The organism is Pseudomonas sp. Z3-6, assembly GCF_051131985.1.
Lineage (GTDB): Bacteria > Pseudomonadota > Gammaproteobacteria > Pseudomonadales > Pseudomonadaceae > Aquipseudomonas > Aquipseudomonas zanjanensis.
Genome location: NZ_CP071644.1, coordinates 4,181,550 through 4,201,216 on the forward strand (window position 1 = coordinate 4,181,550; position 19,667 = coordinate 4,201,216).

General features: G+C 63.1%; 7 protein-coding genes (1 of these 7 only partly in view). 3 read left to right on the forward strand and 4 right to left on the reverse strand.

Translation table 11 applies throughout. The annotated features are described in order from the left end of the window. The 4 genes from J3P88_RS18205 to J3P88_RS18220 all read right to left on the reverse strand — a co-directional run. On the reverse strand, positions 1 to 11,292 hold the 5' end (the start) of the coding sequence (locus J3P88_RS18205) for a non-ribosomal peptide synthase/polyketide synthase (RefSeq protein WP_434570766.1). Its footprint begins 17,829 nt before the window's first position; the window shows 11,292 of its 29,121 coding nt (coding positions 1–11,292); its start codon is at positions 11,290 to 11,292; its stop codon lies off the left edge, out of view. Further along, complete coding sequence (locus J3P88_RS18210) at positions 11,289 to 11,417, reverse strand: hypothetical protein (RefSeq protein ID WP_434570767.1); 129 nt, start codon at positions 11,415 to 11,417, stop codon at positions 11,289 to 11,291. Before J3P88_RS18210 ends, J3P88_RS18205 begins: the two co-directional genes overlap by 4 nt. Before the next feature lie 246 nt (positions 11,418 to 11,663). Further along, on the reverse strand, positions 11,664 to 13,373 hold the full coding sequence (locus tag J3P88_RS18215) for a cyclic peptide export ABC transporter (RefSeq protein ID WP_186710154.1): 1,710 nt from the start codon (positions 13,371 to 13,373) through the stop codon (positions 11,664 to 11,666). Positions 13,374 to 13,407: 34 nt separating this feature from the next. Next, on the reverse strand, positions 13,408 to 14,469 hold the full coding sequence (locus tag J3P88_RS18220; RefSeq protein WP_434570769.1) for a TauD/TfdA family dioxygenase: 1,062 nt from the start codon (positions 14,467 to 14,469) through the stop codon (positions 13,408 to 13,410). Between the two features lie 1,114 nt (positions 14,470 to 15,583). On the opposite strand from J3P88_RS18220, the gene syrB1 reads away from it, so the two are divergent. Genes syrB1 through syrC form a run of 3 tightly spaced genes read left to right on the forward strand, consistent with a single transcriptional unit; the run spans position 15,584 to position 19,659 of the window. Next, positions 15,584 to 17,431: a syringomycin E biosynthesis L-threonine--[L-threonyl-carrier protein] ligase SyrB1 gene (syrB1, locus tag J3P88_RS18225; protein ID WP_434570771.1), complete on the forward strand. Its 1,848-nt coding sequence runs from the start codon at positions 15,584 to 15,586 to the stop codon at positions 17,429 to 17,431. Between the two features lie 17 nt (positions 17,432 to 17,448). Beyond that, complete coding sequence (gene syrB2, locus J3P88_RS18230; protein WP_186710746.1) at positions 17,449 to 18,384, forward strand: syringomycin E biosynthesis L-threonyl-[L-threonyl-carrier protein] 4-chlorinase SyrB2; 936 nt, start codon at positions 17,449 to 17,451, stop codon at positions 18,382 to 18,384. 60 nt (positions 18,385 to 18,444) lie between these two features. Further along, complete coding sequence (gene syrC / locus J3P88_RS18235; RefSeq protein ID WP_434570773.1) at positions 18,445 to 19,659, forward strand: syringomycin E biosynthesis aminoacyltransferase SyrC; 1,215 nt, start codon at positions 18,445 to 18,447, stop codon at positions 19,657 to 19,659. Positions 19,660 to 19,667: the final 8 nt, after the last annotated feature.

The following is a 19,667-nucleotide window of genomic DNA, read 5'->3' on the forward strand; positions in this document are numbered from 1 at the left end:
TCGAGCGTTGAGTTCGCCGTAGGTCAGCGTCCGATCTTCGAATGTCACTGCCACCGCGTCAGGCTGCGCCGAGGCCTTGGCCTCGAACTGCCCATGAATCAAGGCGTCATGGGCATACACCGCCTCCGTCTCATTCCAGCTTTCAAGTAATTGCTCGCGTTCGACCGACGGCAATATTGCCAGGCTGTGCAATGGCGCCTGCGGCGCATGCTCCAACGCATCAACCAGGTTTTCCAACGCCACCTGCAGATAGCCACAGACGCGTTGCGCACCGATCCGGGGCTCGACTTGCGCCGTCAGGCTGAAATCTTCCCCCAGGTCATCGACGCTCATCGTCAGCGGATAATTGGTGCGTTCTTCGCCGCCCAGGGTCTCGATCCCTTGCCAGGCTGACGACGCTTGCAACGCAATGGGCTCGGCGACCGAATGGCGGTAGTTGAGCAACGCACTGAACAGCGGCGTCGGTGCCATGACGCCACTGCAACGCTGGGCCAACGCCAGGGAGGCGTGTTCATGGCCCAACAGGCCGGACAGCCGTGCGTGGGTCGCCAGGACACCGTCGCGCACGCTTTGCCCACCGACCTGCACGCCAATCGGCAAGGTGTTGATGAACATCCCCAAGGCCCGGTCGGCGCCTTCGCCGCCCTGCATTCGTCCCATCAGCACCGTGCCAAACACCACCTCGTCGCGCCCCGAGACCCGGCCCAATACCTGGGCCCAGGCCAAGTGATGCAAGGCCGCCGCGCTCACCCCCAGGCGGCGGGCCTGGGTGCGCAGGCGTCGGCTCAAATCAGTCGCGAGACCCTGCCGGGCTTCCTCGACATGGCTGCCATCGCCGCGTACATCCTGCAGGCCGAACGGCAGCGTCGGCTCGTCGATGGCACCGAGCATGTCGCGGAAAAAAGCCTCGTGCGCTTCACGGCTCACGCCCAGGCAGGCCTGGGCCACGTAGTTGCGATACGGCACCGCCTCGCCCAACTGGCCGGCCTGGCCCAGCAGGTGCGCCTGCATCTCGTGTCGCACCACGTCCAGCGCCGTATGGTCCAGCGCCATGTGGTGGAACAGCAAGCTCGCCACCCAACGCTGGTTGAGCACATCCTCGGCAAACCGGATGCACATCAACGGCGCCTCACGGATATCCAGGCGATGCTGGCTGGCGTCAAAACGCGCCTTCAATTGACCGGCGATGTCGCCACCCCCGGTACCGAGGAGCACTTGCTCCACGCCCAGCGATGCCTTGCGCCAGACCACCTGCACTGGCGCGTCCAGGCCTTCCCAGGCCATGGCGGTGCGCAGGATGTCATGGCGGTCGATCACCCCCTGCAGGGCCTGGGTGAAAGCGTCGAGGCGGTCACGACTGTCAAAGGCAAACTGTGCCTGCAAGACATAGGGATCGCCCTGCCCGGCCGACAGGTGATGGTAGAGAATGCCCTCCTGCAATGGCGCCAACGGATAAATATCCTGCACATTGCGCGCACCACCCGGTACGGCCGCCACGATGCGGTCGATGGCCTCCTGGCTCAACGCGGCCAGCGGCAGCATCGCCGGAGTAATGTGGGTGCAACCCAGTGGAATCAGGTTGGCCGGGACGTCGACTTCATCACCGTCATCACCCACCGCGGCGGCCAGCGCAGCCAGGGTCGGTTGATTGAACAGCACGCGCACGTCGGCGCTCAGCCCGGCCTGGCGCATCCGCTCGATCAGGCTGACGGCCAGTAGCGAATGCCCGCCCAGTTCGAAGAAATGGTCGTGGCGACCGACTTGCTCCAGGCCCAGCAGGTCCTGCCAGATTTGCGCCAGGACGGTTTCGGTTTCGCCTTGTGGGGCTTCGTAGCCTCGGGAGATGACGGCATCGAGGTCCGGTGCCGGCAGGACCTTGCGGTCGAGTTTGCCGTTCGGTGTCAGGGGCAGTGCGTCCAGTCGGACGTAGGCCATGGGTACCATGTAGTCAGGCAGTTGTGTTTGCAGGTGAGCGCGCAGGGTTTCGATGTCGACGGCTTCGTCCGGCGAGTGTTGGGTGAAATAGGCCACCAGGCGCTTGTCCCCCGGTATGTCTTCGCGGGCCAGGACCACGGTTTCTTTAAGCGCTTCGTGGCGGGCGAGCTTGGCTTCAATCTCGCCCAACTCGATGCGGAAACCACGGATCTTGACCTGATCGTCGTTGCGGCCCAGGTATTCGATGTTGCCGTCCGGCAGGTAGCGGCCCAGGTCGCCGGTGCGATACATGCGAGCGTTTGGAGCCGTGCTGAACGGGTCTTTCAGGAAACGCTCGGCCGTGAGGTCGTCACGATTGAGATAACCGCGAGCGACCCCAGCGCCACCGATGTAGATTTCGCCCGGAACGCCCAGTGGCACCGGTTGTTTGTGTTCATCCAGCAGATAGAACTGGGTATTGGCCACCGGTTTGCCGATGTGCGCGGCAAACCCGTCTTCGCGGGCCATCGACACCCAACTCGAATACGTCGTGGTTTCCGAAGGGCCGTAGAGGTTGCACAGGCGCTTGACCTGGGTCTGCTCGAACAACGTCTCCACCAGGCTACGCTTCAAGGCTTCACCGGCCACGTTCACCGTGTCGACGCCCTCGCCCAATCCGCCCGATTCCAGCAGCGCCTTGAGCGCCGAGGGCACGGTATTGACCAGGGTAATGTCGTGTTCGCCCTGTTGCAGTTCCAGCACATTAGTGACCACGTCGATGCTGCCGCCGGAGGTCAGCGGCGCGAAGCACTCGTAGACGGCCAAGTCGAAGTTCAGCGAGGTCGAGAACAAGGTTTTCGACAATATCTTTGAGTCGAACGAACGATGGGCCCAAGTGAGGAAGTTCACCGTGTTGCGGTGTTCGATCATCACGCCTTTAGGCAGGCCGGTCGAACCCGAGGTGTAAATCACGTAAGCCAGGTGCGAGGACGTCAGCTCGGCGACCTCGGGATTCTGGACGGACTCGTCCTGCCACAGCCCGCTGTCCAGATCGACCACTGGCATCGATGCGCCTGCCAGCAATTCAAGGGTCGCCGTCTGCGCCAACACCGCTGCTGGCGCGCTGTCTTCCAACATGTAGGCAATCCGATCCAGCGGATACGCCGGATCCAGCGGCACATAACCACCGCCGGCCTTGAGGATCGCCAGCAGTCCCACCACCATGTCGATGCCACGCTCGACACAGATCGCCACCCGCGAATCCGGCTCCACGCCCTGCTTGCGCAGGTGATGGGCCAGGCGGTTGGCCCGTTCGTTCAACTCGCGATAAGTCAGGCGCCGCTCGCCACGAACCACCGCCACGGCATCCGGCGTACGCTGGACCTGCGCTTCGAACAACCCATGGATCGTCTGCTTGCGCGGATAGTCAGCCTCGGTGGCGTTGAAATCCCGCAACAACTGCCAACGCTCGTCACCCGGCAGGATATCCAGCCCGTTGACCGGTGCCCGAGGCGCGAATTCCAGCGCCTCCACCAGGCTCGCCAGGGCTGTCTCCATGTAGGCGCCGACCTGCCGGGCATCGACGGCGCCAGCGGTCTGCACAGTCAACAAGAAGCCTTCGCCCTGGTCATCGACCGACAACATGCACGGATAATTGGTCCGTTCCATGACCGCCAGCACCTGCGCCCCCGCCCAACGCTCGATGCCGTCGTTGTCCTGGAGCGGGCTGTGGCGGTAGTTCAGCAAGGCGCTGAACAACGGCAACGCAGCCGGCACGCCGCTGCAGCGCTGGGCCAGCGCCAGCGAGGCGTGTTCATGACCGAGCAACGCGGTCAGGCGCTCATGGGTCGCCTTGACGCCCGTGCGTACGTCCTCGGCGCCCACTTTCACCCGCAGCGGCAAGGTATTGATGAACATGCCCAGCGCACGGTCAGAGCCCTCGCCGCTCTGCATGCGGCCCAACAACACGGTGCCGAAGACCACATCTTCGCGCCCGGACAAGCATCCAAGAACCCTGGCCCACGCCAGGTGATGCAGGGCCGCCGGGCTCACGCCCAACTGGCGCGCCTGCTGGCGCAGGCGCAGGCTCAATGCGCTATCGAGGTTCAGCTTGGCCTCGTCGACGCCGCGGCCGTCGCCCTGTACTTCACGCAGCCCGAACGGCAACGTCGGCTCCTCGACATCACCGAGCATGTCGCGGAAGAAACCTTCGTGTTGCTCGCGGCTGACGCCCAGCAGGGTCTGCGCCACATAATTGCGGTACGGCATGGCGGCGTCCAGGCGTTCGCCCTCACCGTTGAGGCACGCCAGCATTTCGTCCTGCATCACGTCCAGGGCCGTATGGTCCAGGGCGATGTGATGGAACAGCAGGATCGCCACCCAGCGCTGCTGGGCACTGTCCCAGGCACACGCCAGGCGCATCAGCGGCGCCTTGCCTAAATCCAGGCGACAATGCCGAGGGTCGAAAAGCGCTTGTAGTTGCGTGGCGATGTCGCCCTGGGCCGGGTCCAGCAGCGGTTCTTCGAGCAGCAGCTCGGTACGGCGCAAAACCACTTGCAAGGGCTGGTCGAAGCCTTCCCAAAGCACGGCGGTCCGGAGGATGTCGTGCCGATCGATCACCGCCTGCAACGCTTGGACGAACCCATCGAGCCGGGCACGGCTGTCCAGGGCAAACGTGGCTTGCAGCAAGTACGGGTCGCCCGCTTGCGCGGCAATGTGGTGGTAGAGAATCCCCTCTTGCAGCGGGGCCAGCGGATAGATGTCCTGTACGTTGGCGACTCCGCCGGGCACCGTGGCGACAATCCGGTCGATGGCGGGCTGGTCCAGCGACACCAGCGGCAGCATGGCCGGCGTGATCCGCTGGCAACCGGCGACGATGCCATTGGCCGGCACCACGATGTCAGCGCGACCGCCGACCGCCGCGGCCAGGGCCGCCAGGGTCGGCTGACCGAACAAGACGCGCACATCGGCGCTCAGGCCGGCCTGGCGCATGCCTTCGATCAGCTTCACGGCCAACAGTGAATGCCCGCCCAGCTCGAAGAAGTGGTCATGGCGGCCCACCCGCTCCACGCCGAGGACCTCGGTCCACAGCCGCGCCAACACGGTCTCCACCTCACCCAGCGGTGCTTCATAGGCCCGACTGGCAAAGGCGTCCGCCTCGGGTGCCGGCAGCGCCCGTCGGTCCAGTTTGCCGTTGGGCGACAGGGGTAGTTTTTCCAGGCGCACATAGGCCGCCGGGACCATATAGTCCGGCAACAGTGCTTGCAGATGGGCGCGCAGCGAATCGGCGTCGGGCCAAAGATCCGCGACCGCAGGCGTGAAATACGCCACCAGGCGTTTGTCGCCAGGGCTGTCTTCACGGGCGATGACCGCCGCCTCCTTGATCCCGGCCTGCTGGCAAAGCCTGGCCTCGACTTCTCCCAGTTCGACACGGAAACCGCGGATCTTGATCTGATCGTCGTTGCGCCCCAGGTATTCAATGCAACCGTCGGGCTGGTAGCGTCCCAGGTCACCGGTCTTGTACAGGCGCGCCTGGCCACCCACCGCAAACGGATCGCGGATGAAACGCTCGCCGCTGAGGTCGTCGCGGTTCAGGTAGCCACGGGCAACGCACACGCCGCCGATGTGGATCTCGCCCGCCACGCCGGCCGGAACCGGACGCAGGTGTTCGTCCAGCAGATAGATGCGCGTGTTGGCCACCGGGTGCCCGATGGCCGGCAGCGTAGGCCAGGCGCCGACATCGTCCGGCAAGGTCAGCGCGGTGGCGACGTGGGACTCGGTCGGCCCGTAGTGGTTGTGCAGGCGGCAGCCCTCCAGGCGGGCGAAAAACTCACGGATCTGTGGCGTGATGCGCAGTTGCTCGCCCGCGGTGATGACATCCAGCAGTGGACAGGCCAGCGGCCCGCGCTCACCGTCGCCCACCACCGCTTCGGCCAACGCCTGCAAGGCGACACAGGGCAGGTAGAGGCGCTCGATGCGCTGTTCGCCGATGTGCTGGAACAAACGGTGGAAATTCAGCCGGACATCGGCATGGATCAACGACAATTCGCCACCGGCGCACAGGGTGCTGAACATCTCCTGGAAGGCAACGTCAAAGCCCAGGGCCGCGAACTGCAAGGTGCGGGCGCTCGCGCGTCCCTGCTGGCGGGCCTGTTCGATTTGCCACTGCATCAGGTTGACCAGGGCCCGGTGCGGCATGGCAACGCCTTTGGGCTGACCGGTAGAACCCGAGGTATAAATGACATACGCCAGGTTGTCGGGGCCCAGGCCGCTCACATGCGGATCGGTTTGCGGCTGGGCGCTGATGCCGGCACCATCGCGCTCCTCGGCGTCGAGCAGCAACACCGGCACGCTCGGTTGCGCGAAGCGCGCCTGCAAATCGCGCTGGGTCAGCAGTGCCTTGGGCGCACTGTCCTCCAGCATGTAGGCCAGGCGTTCGCTCGGATAGGCCGGGTCCAGGGGCACATAAGCGGCGCCGGCCTTGAGAATACCCACCAGCCCCGCGACCATTTCCAGGCTGCGGTCCACGCAGATCGCCACACGATCATCGGCACCGATTCCCTGTTCGATCAGGCGATGGGCAATCTGGTTCGCCAGCCGATTCAGCTCACCGTAGCTCAGGCACGCGTCCTGATAGGTCAGCGCCACAGCATCCGGCCGGGCCTGGACCTGGGCTTCGAACAACTGATGGATCAGCAAACCCGCCGGGTAGGCAGTATCAAAGGCATTGAAGTCCTCGACCAACTGCCGACGCTCGTGAGCGGGGACAATATCCAGGTCATGCAGTGGCGTGTCCACAGTCTGATCGAGGGCATCGGCCAGCGCTTCGAGTACCGTATTCATGTAGGCGCAAATACGCTGCGCGCCGATGCCGGCCACGGCTTGCACCGTCAACCCGAACGACTCGCCCAGATCGTCTATCGACAGCGACAGTGGGTAGTTGGTCCGCTCTTCGCCGCCGAGGATCTCGACCCCGGCCCAGGTTCGCGCCTGACCGGCGTCCTTGGGTGCCTGCGCGGCCACCGCGGTCTGCCGGTAATTGAGCAATGCGCTGAACAGTGGCGTCGGTGCGGCGACCCCGCTGCAACGCTGCGCCAGGGACAATGGCGCATGCTCGTGGCCGAGCAACGCCGCCAGGCGCTCGTGGGTGGTTTTCAGCGCAGCCAGTACCCCCTGCCCTCCGGCCTCGACACGCAACGGCAGCGTGTTCACGAACATGCCCAAGGCATGCCCGTCATCCTGGCTGCTGTGCAGGCGCCCCATCAACACCGTCCCGAACACCACATCCTGTCGACCGGACAAACGCCCCACCACCTGGCCCCAGGCCAAATGGTGCAGGCTCGCCGTGCTAACCCCCAGGCGTCGTGCCTGGGTGCGCAGGCGCTGGGTCAAGTCGGCAGCCAGGGCCAGCGAAGCTTCTTCGATACCGGTGCCGTCGCCCTGCACATCCTGCAAGCCGAACGGCAGCGTCGGCTCGTCCACGTCACCGAGCATTTCACTGAAGAACGCTTCATGTTGGCCAGGATCACTGCCCAAGCGCACCTGCGCCACATAGTTGCGATAAGGCACGGACCTGGGCAGCTCACCCGCACGGTTTTCCAGGTGTGCCTCGATTTCCTTGCCCAGCATGCCCAGGGACGTGGCATCGTCGATCAGATGATGAAACAGCAACACCGCGACCCAACCGCCATTGGCGAGGTCTTCGGCCACGTGGATGCGCATCATCGGCGCCTGGCGCAGGTCGAAGCGGGTATGACGAGGATCGAAGCGGACCCGCAACTGCTCGGCGATGTCGCCATCGGCGGCATTCAAGGCGAGTTCTTCCACCCTCAGCCGAGCCTGGCGCCAGACTACCTGCACCGGCTCACCGAGGTCTTCCCACATCACCGACGTACGCAGGATGTCGTGCCGTTCGATCACCGCCTGCAAGGCCTGGACGAACGCATCCAACTGTTCGCGACTGCCCACGCGCAACAGCGCTTGCAGCAGATAGGGGTCGCCCTGGGTGGTCGCCAGGTGATGATAAAGAATGCCCTCCTGCAACGGCACCAACGCGTAGATGTCCTGGACGTTGCTCACCCCGCCCGGCACCGCCGCGACAATACGATCGATCTCGCCCTGGGTCAGCGTTGCCAGTGACAGCATGTCCGGTGTGATGCGCTGGGCATCGTGGGCAATGGCGTTGTCCGGTACGACGATGCCGCCGCGGGTCCCCGTGACGGCCGCCAGTGTCGCCAGGGTTGGCTGGCCGAACAGCACCCGCACATCGGTGTCCAGATTGACCTGGCGCATGCGCTCGATCAGCTTGACCGCCAGCAGCGAGTGGCCGCCCAGTTCGAAGAAGCGGTCATGGCGCCCCACCTGTTCGACGCCGAGCAGTTCAGTCCAGAGCCCGGCCAGGGTGATTTCCACGTCGCCTACCGGCGCTTCGAAAATGCGATGGACATACGCCTGCGCATCGGGCGCCGGCAGGGCCTTGCGATCGAGCTTGCCGTTGGTGGTCAACGGGAATGCCTCAAGAACCACGAAGGCACTGGGCACCATGTAGTCCGTCAACGAGCCCAGCAGCTGCGAACGCAGTTCGACCGCCGACAGTTGTGCGCCTTCGTTGGCGATCAGATAGGCCACCAGGCGTTGGTCGCCCGGCGTGTCTTCACGGGCGATGACCACCGCTTCGCGTACACCCTCGCATGCCGCCAGCTTCGTCTCGATCTCGCCGAGCTCGATACGGAAGCCACGGATTTTCACCTGTTCGTCGTTGCGGCCCACGTAATGCAGCTCACCGTTCTCCTGCCAGCGACCGAGATCGCCGGTGCGATACATCCGGGCCCCGGCAGTGCTGTCGAACGGATCGGCGATGAAACGGCTGTCATTGAGTTCGGGCCTGTTCAGGTAACCCCGCGCCACCCCCGCGCCAGCGACATACAACTCGCCTTCCACGCCCACCGGCACGGGCTGGCCGTACGGGTCGAGCAGGTACAGGCGCAGATCAGGGATACGCTTGCCGATCGGGCTGACCCCTCCCCACTGAGCGTCCGCCGCTTCAAGGGGACGATACGTCACGTGCACCGTCGTTTCGGTGATGCCATACATGTTCACCAACTGCGTCCCGGCATTGGTTGCACGGGCATACCACGGCTTGAGAATGCGAGTGTCCAGCGCTTCCCCGCCAAAAATCACCTGGCGCAAGTTGTGGCGCAGGTCGCTTTCGCCCTGGGCCGCGATCAATTGCCGGAAGGCGCTTGGCGTCTGGTTCAGTACCGTCACACCGGCCTCGCACAACAGTGCGTAGCAGTCTTGCGGGGAACGGCTGACCCATTGCGGCACCACCAACAACCGGCCGCCGCGGATCAACGCCCCCCAGATTTCCCAGACCGAAAAATCGAAAGCGAAGGAATGGAACAGCGCCCACACATCCTGCGGGCCAAAATCAAACCAGGGCTGGGTCGCCGAGAACAGCCGCGCGACGTTGCGGTGCTCGACCATCACGCCCTTGGGCAAGCCGGTGGAGCCCGAGGTATAGATCACGTAGGCCAGGTGGTGCGACGTCAGCGCCGCGACGTCGGGGTTATGCAACGATTGCTCGGCGATCCCCGCGCTGGCGGGCTGATCGAGCCATAACACCGGGGCAGACAGCGCCGGCAGTTGCGCCTCCAGCGCCGACTGGGCGAGCAACGCCACCGGGGTGCTGTCCTCGAGCATGAAGGCCAGGCGCTCCGCTGGATAGGCAGGGTCCAGCGGCACGTAACCGGCGCCGGACTTCAGGATCCCCAACAAGCCGACGATCATGTCCAGGCCACGCTCGACACAGATCGCCACCCGATCATCCGGGCGAACGCCCAGCGCCAGCAGGCGATGGGCAACCTGGTTCGCCCGGGTATTGAGCTCGCCGTAGGTCAATGCCTGGTCTTCATGCACCACCGCCACCGCATCGGGCTGCGCGGTTGCTTGCGCTTCGAACAGGCCGTGGATCGTGCGGTCATGCGCATAGTGCTGCCCATCGTCGGCGTTCCAAGCCTGTAGCTGGCGGGCTTCGGCCGGCGTCGGCAGCACAAACCCACGGATCGGCAATGCGTCATTGCTCAAGCCTTGCTCCAGCACCTGCATGAAGCGCTCGGCCATTGCCTCGATTTCACCGTCCTGGAAAAATGCCGCGTTGTAGATCCAGTGCAACCAATCGTTATCGTCGTGCGGGTTGCTCCGGATGTGAATGGCCAACGGCATCTGTTCGTGACCGTTCGAGTACTTCACCGAACGGGCCGGGGCTTGCCCGAACATGAATTGGTGGTCGTCCAGTTCATAAGAGAACGATATGTCGAACAACTGCCCGCGGTTACCCTGCAGCAGCTCCAGTGATCGGTTCATGTCGCTCAGGGGGAAGCGCTGGTGGCGATAGTCTTGCTTGAGCGTGCGCGCCACCTCGTGGACCAGCTCGCCGAATGACAGGTCGGCGCCAAAGCGCAACCGCACGGCGCTCACCTGGGTGAACATGCCCATGGTTTTCTTGAAGGACGCGTTGGACCGGTTCAGGATCGGCAAGCCGATCACCAGCTCTTCACGGCCAGTGGTGCGAGCAAAATAAACATACAGCGCAGCCAGCAACACAGCCGAGCGGGACGACTGGTGCAGTTGCGCCAAGGCATCGATTCGCTCGTTCAGCGCCTGGGTGTAGGGCCATACGGCATGGCGACTGGGGGCCATGCGACCAGGGTAGCGATCACGGTGGCGGGCCACGAACAAGGGCGGTGGGACTTCCTGATATTTTTCCAGCCAGTACGCTCGTTCACGGGCAAACCGTGGAGAGTCGCGATAGCGGGCATCGTCCTCGATGAACGCCACGTAGGACGGCGCCGATACGTCTGGCGCCTGGTTGCTTTCCAGCGCGCTGTAGAGCTCGCCGAGTTCCTTGAACATCAAGCCGATGCTCCAGCCATCCAGGACAATGTGATGCACCTGGATGACGAAATAAAACGAAGCGTCATTGAGCTTGAGCAGCGCCAGGCGCAACAGCGGCCCCCCGTCCAGCGGGAACGCCATCGCCATCCGCTGCTGGACCCAGGCCTGTGCCGATGCCTGCGGATCGGGCTGATCAGACAAATCATGCACGGGCACCTGCACCACCAGCGTATCGACCAGCGTCTGCATCGGCACGCCACCTGCGTCAGCTTCACAGAGCAATACCGTGCGCAGGGCATCATGTTTTTGCACCAGCAAGTCGATCGCCTGCTGGAACCGCTCGGGGTCAACCGCGCCCTCGATGTGCAGGTAACCGCCGATGTTGTACAACGGGGAATCGCCCTGGACCATTTGCTCCAGCCAGATGTCTCGCTGGGCGGCCGTCAACGGGTAGGTTTGCGAAAATGACAGGGACTGGTTCATACCCGCCCCTCCGACACCCGAACGCTGGCCGACAGCAGACGGCCCTGTTGCTGCTCATGGCAGCGCTTGGCCGGACGGCCGGTTGCAACAACGTCACCCACCACACGCGCAAAGATAAATTTCATACGATCCTTCTCAGAGATTTGTCAGTGCTGCCCGGTTGAATGCAACAGGCACGCCTGGCGTTGATGCAATCCGCGCAGGTAGCCGGCGCGGCATGGGGTCGGTCGAACGGTCAGACGTTCGTGCATGGCATCGCCACCCGGCGGCGGATACGCGCCTGCCGGGTGGGTTGATGCCAAGCGTTTTCACAGGGGTCCGGCAGTGCTGTCGCGACACCGCAAGCCGAACGACAGGGCCTGGAGGGTCATTCAGGCTCGCTTGTCGCGCAGGGCGCAGTTGATGTCGGAAATGATCTGGCCATCCGACAACTTGATGATGCGATCCGCCAGTTGGAAGTACTGGTCGTCGTGAGTAATGATCAGCACCGTCTTGCCACGACGCTTGAGGTCGGGCAGCAGCTCCTCGTAGAAGAACTTCTTGAACGGCGGATCCTGGTCCGCGGCCCACTCGTCAAGTACGTAGACCGAGCGGTCCTCCATGTAGGCGCACACCAGCGCCAGGCGTTTTTGCTGGCCATAGGACAAGGCCTTCAGAGTGGAATACCCCTGCCCTTCGATCTTGATCTTGTCGGCCAGCCCCAGGGTTTCCAAGTACTTGCGCGCCAGCGTCGGGCTGCCGTCCTCTTCGTCGGGGCCGATGAGGCGGTTGAACAGGTGGAAATCGGAAAACACCGCGGAGAACAGGTCGCGATAGTCGTTGCGACTTTCATCCGTGACCGGCTTGCCATCGAGCAGGATCTCACCCTCCTGGGGGATGTAGAGCCCGCAGAGAAGTTTGGCCAAGGTGCTTTTGCCGCAACCGTTGCCACCGACGATGTAGATCAACTCGCCGGCCTGCACCGTCAGGTCGATGGGCCCCAGGGAGAAACCGCTCTCGGCGTGCAACTCCTGGTAGTGCATGCGCACGGCCTTCAGTTCGATGCGATTCCACGGTTTCTTGTGCTCCAGCAGATGCACCTTGGGCGCGTCGGTCTCGATGGGTTCCGGGTGCGGGCCGTTGATTGAGAAACCGAATTCCGCAAGACGGGTAGAAGCCACCCGGCCCGCCGCCAGCAAGGGCATCGCCCCGACCAGCAACGACAGCGGGCCCATGATGTACAACACGGCCAGGACGCTGGCGGTCATGATTTTCGGATCGACGGCACCGACCAGGGGGGCGGCGAACAGCAGGCAACCGATCAGCAACGACAGCGTGAATTGCCCGACGTTGTCGGCGGCGGTGTACCAAAGGCGCTCAACGAAGTTGTAGCGCGCCACGCGGGTGGAAGACGCCTCGATGGCCGAGCGACCGAACCAGCGGCGCCGCACGCCATTGAGCTTGAGTTCCTTGAGGCCGAACACCAGGGCGTGGGTGTATTCATTGAACGCGGTGTATTCATCCCGTACCCGGGACGTGTTCCTGACGCCACAGGAGAAGAAGAACAGATACAGACCCACCCCCAGGATCATCAGTGAAACCGTCAAGGCCAGCACGACCCACGACAGGTAGGCCAGGTAGCCGATGCCGAACAGAAAGACCGTCGTCTCCACCAGGATCGTGGGCATGATGATCAGCGTCGTATTCAATTGCGGGATGTCGTTGGTCAACATCGTCAGCACATTGGGCGGGCCGCGCCGGTCCACTTCTTCCAGCGGCGTGGCGAGAATCTTGCGACACAGCGCAATGCGCAAGCGCGTCATGATCCGCATGCTGGCGTAGGCCGGAAACAATGCCGCACCGTTGCGCAAGATCAGCGCCGTGGCACTGAGCCCGATGAACCAGTACAGCGCCTGCAGGCGAGAGCCGTCATTGTGGATAGCCTCGTTGATCACGCTCACCACCGCGATGGACGCCACCCCGCTGATGACCCCGCAGATCAACGTAAAGAGCGTGAGCCAGGGATGGTTACGCCACAACAGGCGCATGACCGAGCCCGGTTTTGGCTTCTTCTCTTTCTTCGCGTTCTGCTCGTTTTTCATGGGTTGCTATCCTCGAATGGAGTCACGAAAGGGCTCACGCCGGTCGCCATACGTCGCCCTGGGCGGTCATTTCGCCCATCGCCACAACGATGAGGCGTGGCTCCTCGTAAGGGTCGCGAGCGTGGGCGACCAACATGTTGTCGAGCATCACCACATCGCCCTTGCGCCAGGCGAACCTGACCGCACAGGCCTCATAGGCCTCGCCGAGCAACGCCATGACGTCGTCTTCTATCGGCGTTCCATCGCCGTAACTGACCATGCGCGGCAGACGATCGGCGCCGAACATATCGAGCAGGTCTTCGCGCATTTCCTCGCCGAGACAAAACGGATGGTGCAGCTGTACCTGGTTGAAAAAAGCCCGCTCCCCGGTTACCGGATGCTGGATAACCGCCGGACAAAGGGTGCGCACTTGCAGGGTTTCGTCGTCGAGCCATTCGAACTCGGTGCCCTCTTCCCGGCAACGCTGTTCGACGACGGCGCGCTCGGTGGTGCCGAAGAACGACGCCCAGCTCGGCTCGACACCGGCGGTGAAGGTGCGGCTGTAGCTCAGGCCTTTTTGTTCGAACCGGGCGACCACCTGCAGCGGCAGGCATTGCAGGACTTGGCGGATGTCGGCCAGCGGCGTCGCACCGCCCATCCGTGAGGGCTGCTCGCAATAGAACCATTGCTTGCGCGGCCAGCTTTGCAGATGTGAGCTCTCGTTGTGATACAGGATCATTTCGCGTTCGGGATACGGCGTGGAACGGTAGACGTTGCGTCCGCCCTCTTTCTTCGGCAGGTCGCCGTAGCTGCCGTGCAGCCCGGGCGACAAGGCTTCAGCGAACGCCTCGAAGGCTGGCACCGAGCCGAGATCGAAACCGCGAAACAGCACCGCACCATGGCGACACAGCAACGCCTCGATGGCTTCGCGATGGGTGCTGGCCCACAGCGAAGGATTCAACGCCGGTTCAACCGGCTCGATCACCACCGGCAAACTCAAACCGTCGGCGAGCAATGACAGCCTGATCGATTCGCCAGTTCCAGGACCTGGCCAGGCAAGCGAATCCGCGATCCCGTCAGCGGGCATGACGGGCGAAGCGTCAGTTTGAAGACTCATCAATAACTCCTGAACCACGGATCGTCGGATCCACGTCGCAGGGCCGGACCAATGCGACCCACCATCGGGCAAGGATAAAAACATTGATCGGGGGGGATGTCTGGCACCGCAAACCGGGACAGAGGTTGCAACAGCTTCGTTCAGCCAGCGTGGTTAACGGGGCGTCACCAGATCAAGATCAAGATCAAAAGCCAAAGCGAGGCGGCCTGATAGCCGACCTGGCTCTCCCGGTCGTACATCCATCAGATCTGTGGGAGCAAAGCTTGCTCGCGATAGCGGTGGTTCAGTCAATGTTGGTGTCGGATGTGCCGGCCTCTTCGCGAGCAGGCTCGCTCCCACAGGTGATCTTGGGGGTTCATGGGTCTTGTGTTCACCGCAGACCCATTGTGGGAGCGAGCCTGCTCGCGAAAGCGGCGGGTCAGTTTGCAGTGATGCTGGATGGGCCGACCTCATCGCGAGCAGGCTCGCTCCCACAGGAGATCTTGGGGGTTCATGGGTCTTGTGTTCACCGCAGATCCATTGTGGGAGCGGGCTTGCTCGCGAAGGCGGTGGGTCAGTTTGCAGTGATGTTGGATGGGCCGGCCTCTTCGCGAGCAAGCCCGCTCCCACAGGTGATCTTGGGGGTTCATGGGTCTTGTGTTCACCGCAGACCCATTGTGGGAGCGAGCCTGCTCGCGAAAGCGGCGGGCCAGTTTGCAGTGATGCTGGATGGGCCGGCCTCTTCGCGAGCAGGCTCGCTCCCACAGGTGACCTTGGGTGCTCATGAGTCTTGTGTTCACCGCAGACCCATTGTGGGAGCGAGCCTGCTCGCGATAGCGGTAGCACAGCTACTTGGATGCTGAGTGCATATCCTGCTGTTGCTCTGCCTTTGACTTTGATCTGTGGCGCCCCGTACCCACCACCGGCCATTGCACCGACACACGTCGACCCAAACCAGCCTCGCTTGTCCCCATTTCCCGCGACAGACGCCGACACAAAGTCGGTGCTGAAATGCGCGGGCTGCGAAATGCACAGGTACCGCAAACGATGCCGTGGGTCGCAGTGACGTCTCGAGCACCTCGGTTTGCGCAACACGCAAACACGTTGTGCCTGGCATTTAACAGGAGCGTTAGTCATGCCGATTAAGAACACTGGCGGATCGGTCAACCCCGCGCCAGCCCCCCTCACGCACGGTGCATTCCTGCATGAAACATTCGTCGCCCGGGCCCGTGAATTCCCTGAGCGAACCGCGGTGTCCGACGCCTCTCGCTCATTGAGCTACGCGCAACTCGACACTGTCTCGTCGCAACTGGCGGCCCGGCTTCGCCAGGAAGGCGTCCGGGACGGCATGCTGGTGGGGATGTGCCTGCCACGTGGCGTCGACCTGGTCATCAGCCTGCTGGGCATTCTCAAGGCCGGCGGCGCCTACGTCCCGGTCGACCCGCAATACCCGGGCAAGCGGGTCGAACACATCGTGCGCGACAGCGGCCTGGGCCTGATGATCGGGGAACTCGCCGACCTGCCGCAAAGCGCGTCCGTGCGCGTCCTGTCCCTGGCCGAGCTGCTGGCCGGCCCGGCCCTGCAACCGCTGCCCGCCGACGACCAGCGCAACCCCGACGAGGCCGCGGCCTACGTCATCTACACCTCCGGCTCCACCGGTGAGCCCAAGGGCGTATTGGTGGCGCACGGTAACGTCAGTCGCCTGCTGGAAAGCACCCAACGCTCGTTCGCCTTCACCGAAAACGACGTCTGGTCAATGTTCCACTCCATCGGTTTCGACTTTTCGGTATGGGAAATCTGGGGCGCCCTCGCCCACGGTGGCCACGTTGCCGTGGTGCCCTACGATGTGTCGCGCTCGCCAAGTGGCACGCGTCAATGGCTGGCCGACCAGGGCGTCACCGTGCTGAGCCAGACGCCATCGGCGTTCCGTGGCCTGGATGAAGCGGACCGTTCTGCCAGTGCGCCATTGGCCCTGCGTTATGTGGTGTTCGGCGGCGAGGCGCTGCCCGCCACGGTGCTGCGACCGTGGGTCGAACGCCATGGCGACCAGACGCCAGCCTTGATCAACATGTACGGCATCACCGAAGCCACCGTCCACACCACCTTCAAACGGGTGCTCGGCCAGGACCTGGAAAGCGCCGCGATGGTGTCCATCGGTGCACCGTTGGATGGCTGGCGCCTGCACCTGCTCGACGCCGATCAACAACCGGTGCCTCACGGCAATGCCGGTGAGCTGTACATTGAAGGTGCCGGTGTAGCGCTGGGCTACCTGAATCGTCCCGCCCTGAATGCAGCGCGCTTCGTCCGGTTGCCGGGTACCTCAAGCCCTGCCTATCGCACGGGCGACCTGCTGGTGCTGGGCGACGATGGCGAATACCGCTACGCCGGTCGTTGCGACGAACAACTTAAAATCCGCGGATTCCGCATCGAGCCGGGCGAAGTCGAAGCGTGCCTGCAAGCCAGCGCCGCCGTAGCCGCTGCCCATGTGGCCGGTCACGATTACGGCGATGGCGACTGGCGCCTGGTGACCTATGTGGTACCGACCCATGGCGTGACGGCCTGGACCGAACAGGTCCGCAGCGAAGTGGCCGCACAGGTGGCCGCGAGCCTGCCGGACTACATGCGCCCTTCGGCCTACATCCCACTGGCGGCATTGCCGGTCACCGACCACGGCAAGATCGACAAGAGCCGCCTGCCCTCGCCCGACTCGATCCCATCGACCGAGCTCCACGCCAGCGAGCCGAACCTCACTGAACAAGAGCAGTTCGTGCTCAAGGTCTGGTCGGACGACATCGGCCTGAAGAACATCGGCCTGAACGATGACTTCTTCGATTTCGGCGGCACCTCCCTGGCCCTGATCCGCTCGTTGAGCACGCTCAAGGCCCATTACCGGGTCAACCTCGACCCAGGTGTGCTGGCCGATGGCGCCACCGCCAAAGTGTTGGCCGGCTGTATCCAGCGTTCCCTTGTTCAAGCCCATTGATCGAAAAGGAAAAGCCCATGAGCAAAAAATTCGCCTTGACCCCGGAAGAACGAGCGGCGTTTGAAAAGAACGGTTTCATCGGACCATTCGACGCCTATTCGCCAGAAGAAATGAAAGAGACCTGGAAGCGCACCCGCCTGCGTTTGCTCGACCGCAGTGCCGCGGCCTACCAGGATCTGGATGCGATCTCCGGCGGCACCAATATTGCCAATTACGATCGCCACCTGGACGACGAATTCCTCGCCAGCCACATCTGCCGTCCGCAAATCTGCGACCGCGTCGAGAGCATCCTCGGCCCGGACGTACTGTGCTGGCGCACCGAGTTTTTCCCGAAATACCCTGGCGACGAAGGCACCGACTGGCACCAGGCCGACACTTTCGCCAACGCCTCGGGCAAGCCGCAAATCCTTTGGCCGGAAAACGAAGACTTCGGCGGCACCATCACCGTCTGGACCGCCTTCACCGACGCCAACATCGCCAATGGTTGCCTGCAATTCATCCCCGGCACCCAGAACAGCATGAACTACGACGAAACCAAGCGCATGGCCTACGACCCCGATGCCAACAACAGCTCGGTGGTCAAGGACGGCGTGCGGCGCGGTTTCTTCGGCTATGACTATCGCCAGCTGCAGATCGACGAGAACTGGAAGCCCGACGAAGCCTCCGCCGTGCCCATGCAGATGAAGGCCGGCCAATTCATCATTTTCTGGTCGACGCTGATGCACGCCTCCTACCCCCACAGCGGTGAATCCCAGGACATGCGCATGGGCTTCGCCTCGCGTTATGTGCCGTCGTTCGTGAAGATCTACCCCGACTCCGACCACATCGAGGAATACGGTGGACGGATCAGCCTTGAAAAATACGGCGCGGTGCAAGTCATCGGCGACACGACACCTGAATACAATCGCCTTGTCACCCACACTACCCGAGGCAAGAAATTCGAAGCCGTCTGACCTTTTCACTGCCACATGACAGTTGGCATGCGCAACGTGCCTGACAGGAGTCCCCAATCCATGACTATTTCCACCGACGCAGCGACGCGCCTGTGTGAGACCGTGAGGATGCTTAGGCACCTTGCCATCCATTTGCCCGATCCGATCTGCCTGAGCTTTCTGGCCCAGGGCAGTGACGTGGCGCCCGACCAGGCTTGCTCCAGCGTGAGAGCCACGGAACGGGCGGTTAGCACCGCGTTCGCCAGGATCGGCGTCAAAGCCGTGCAGTACGTGCATGACGGCGAGGCGCAACTGTCGTCTTTCGAGATGTTCATCAGCAAGAAAATCTGCCAGGCCCTCGAGTTTGCCTATGATCACTTCGACGACGTCGACAGTGCCAAGGACTTCGGGCGCCTGGTCAGACACTTCGATTTCAGCGGTGCCGTGCCCGAGGTCGAGACACTGCACCTGATTACTCGCGACAACGTGGCGCTGTCGGTGCATGCCAGCACCGAGCGAGACCGCCCGGCCATCGTCCTGGCCCTGCCCTGCGGCATGCCATTCGATCTGTGCCGCGACTGGTTCAATGCACTGAGCGAAAGATTTTTCGTGGTCACCTGGGAAACCCGCGGGCTGTTCGGTTCATGCACTTCGTTCGACCAGTTGTCCGTGGACACTGACGCCCAGGTGGGCGATCTGATCAATGTGATGAACCACTATGGCCTGGACAGCGCGCACCTGATGGGCGTTTGCGGTGGCGCGGTGATCGCCCTCAGCGCGGCGGCCACCCACACCGATCGGGTCAATTCCCTGAGCCTGTGGCACGGCGATTACAACCTGGGGGACGACAGCCTGCGCACCGCCCACCAGCAGAACTTCGAATGGCTGATGGAATCGGCCGCCGTGGACCGCAACGAAGCCAGTGACTTGCAGGCGTTATTCCTGGACCAGGCCACCCTGGCGACCATTCCGGACTCCATTGCCCACGCGGCGCTTTATCCCTACGTGAACGAAGAGCTGTTCTACCGCTATGCGCGACTCAACGATGCGTTGAACAAGACTGAGTTGAAGTCGCGACTGGAACAGATCACGGTGCCTACCCTGGTCGTCGCTGGCGACTGCGATGAAACCACTCACCTGGGTGGCTCCAAGCACATTGCCGAGTCCATCAGCGACGCCTTGCTGCATGTGGAGCGCAATGGCAGTCATCTGGCGTTCTTCGAGTCGACCCAGGTTTCGAAGCAGACGGCTTTTCGTTTTCTGGAGTCGACGGTGGGCTCGGCTCATCTGGCGTGAGGCGAGTC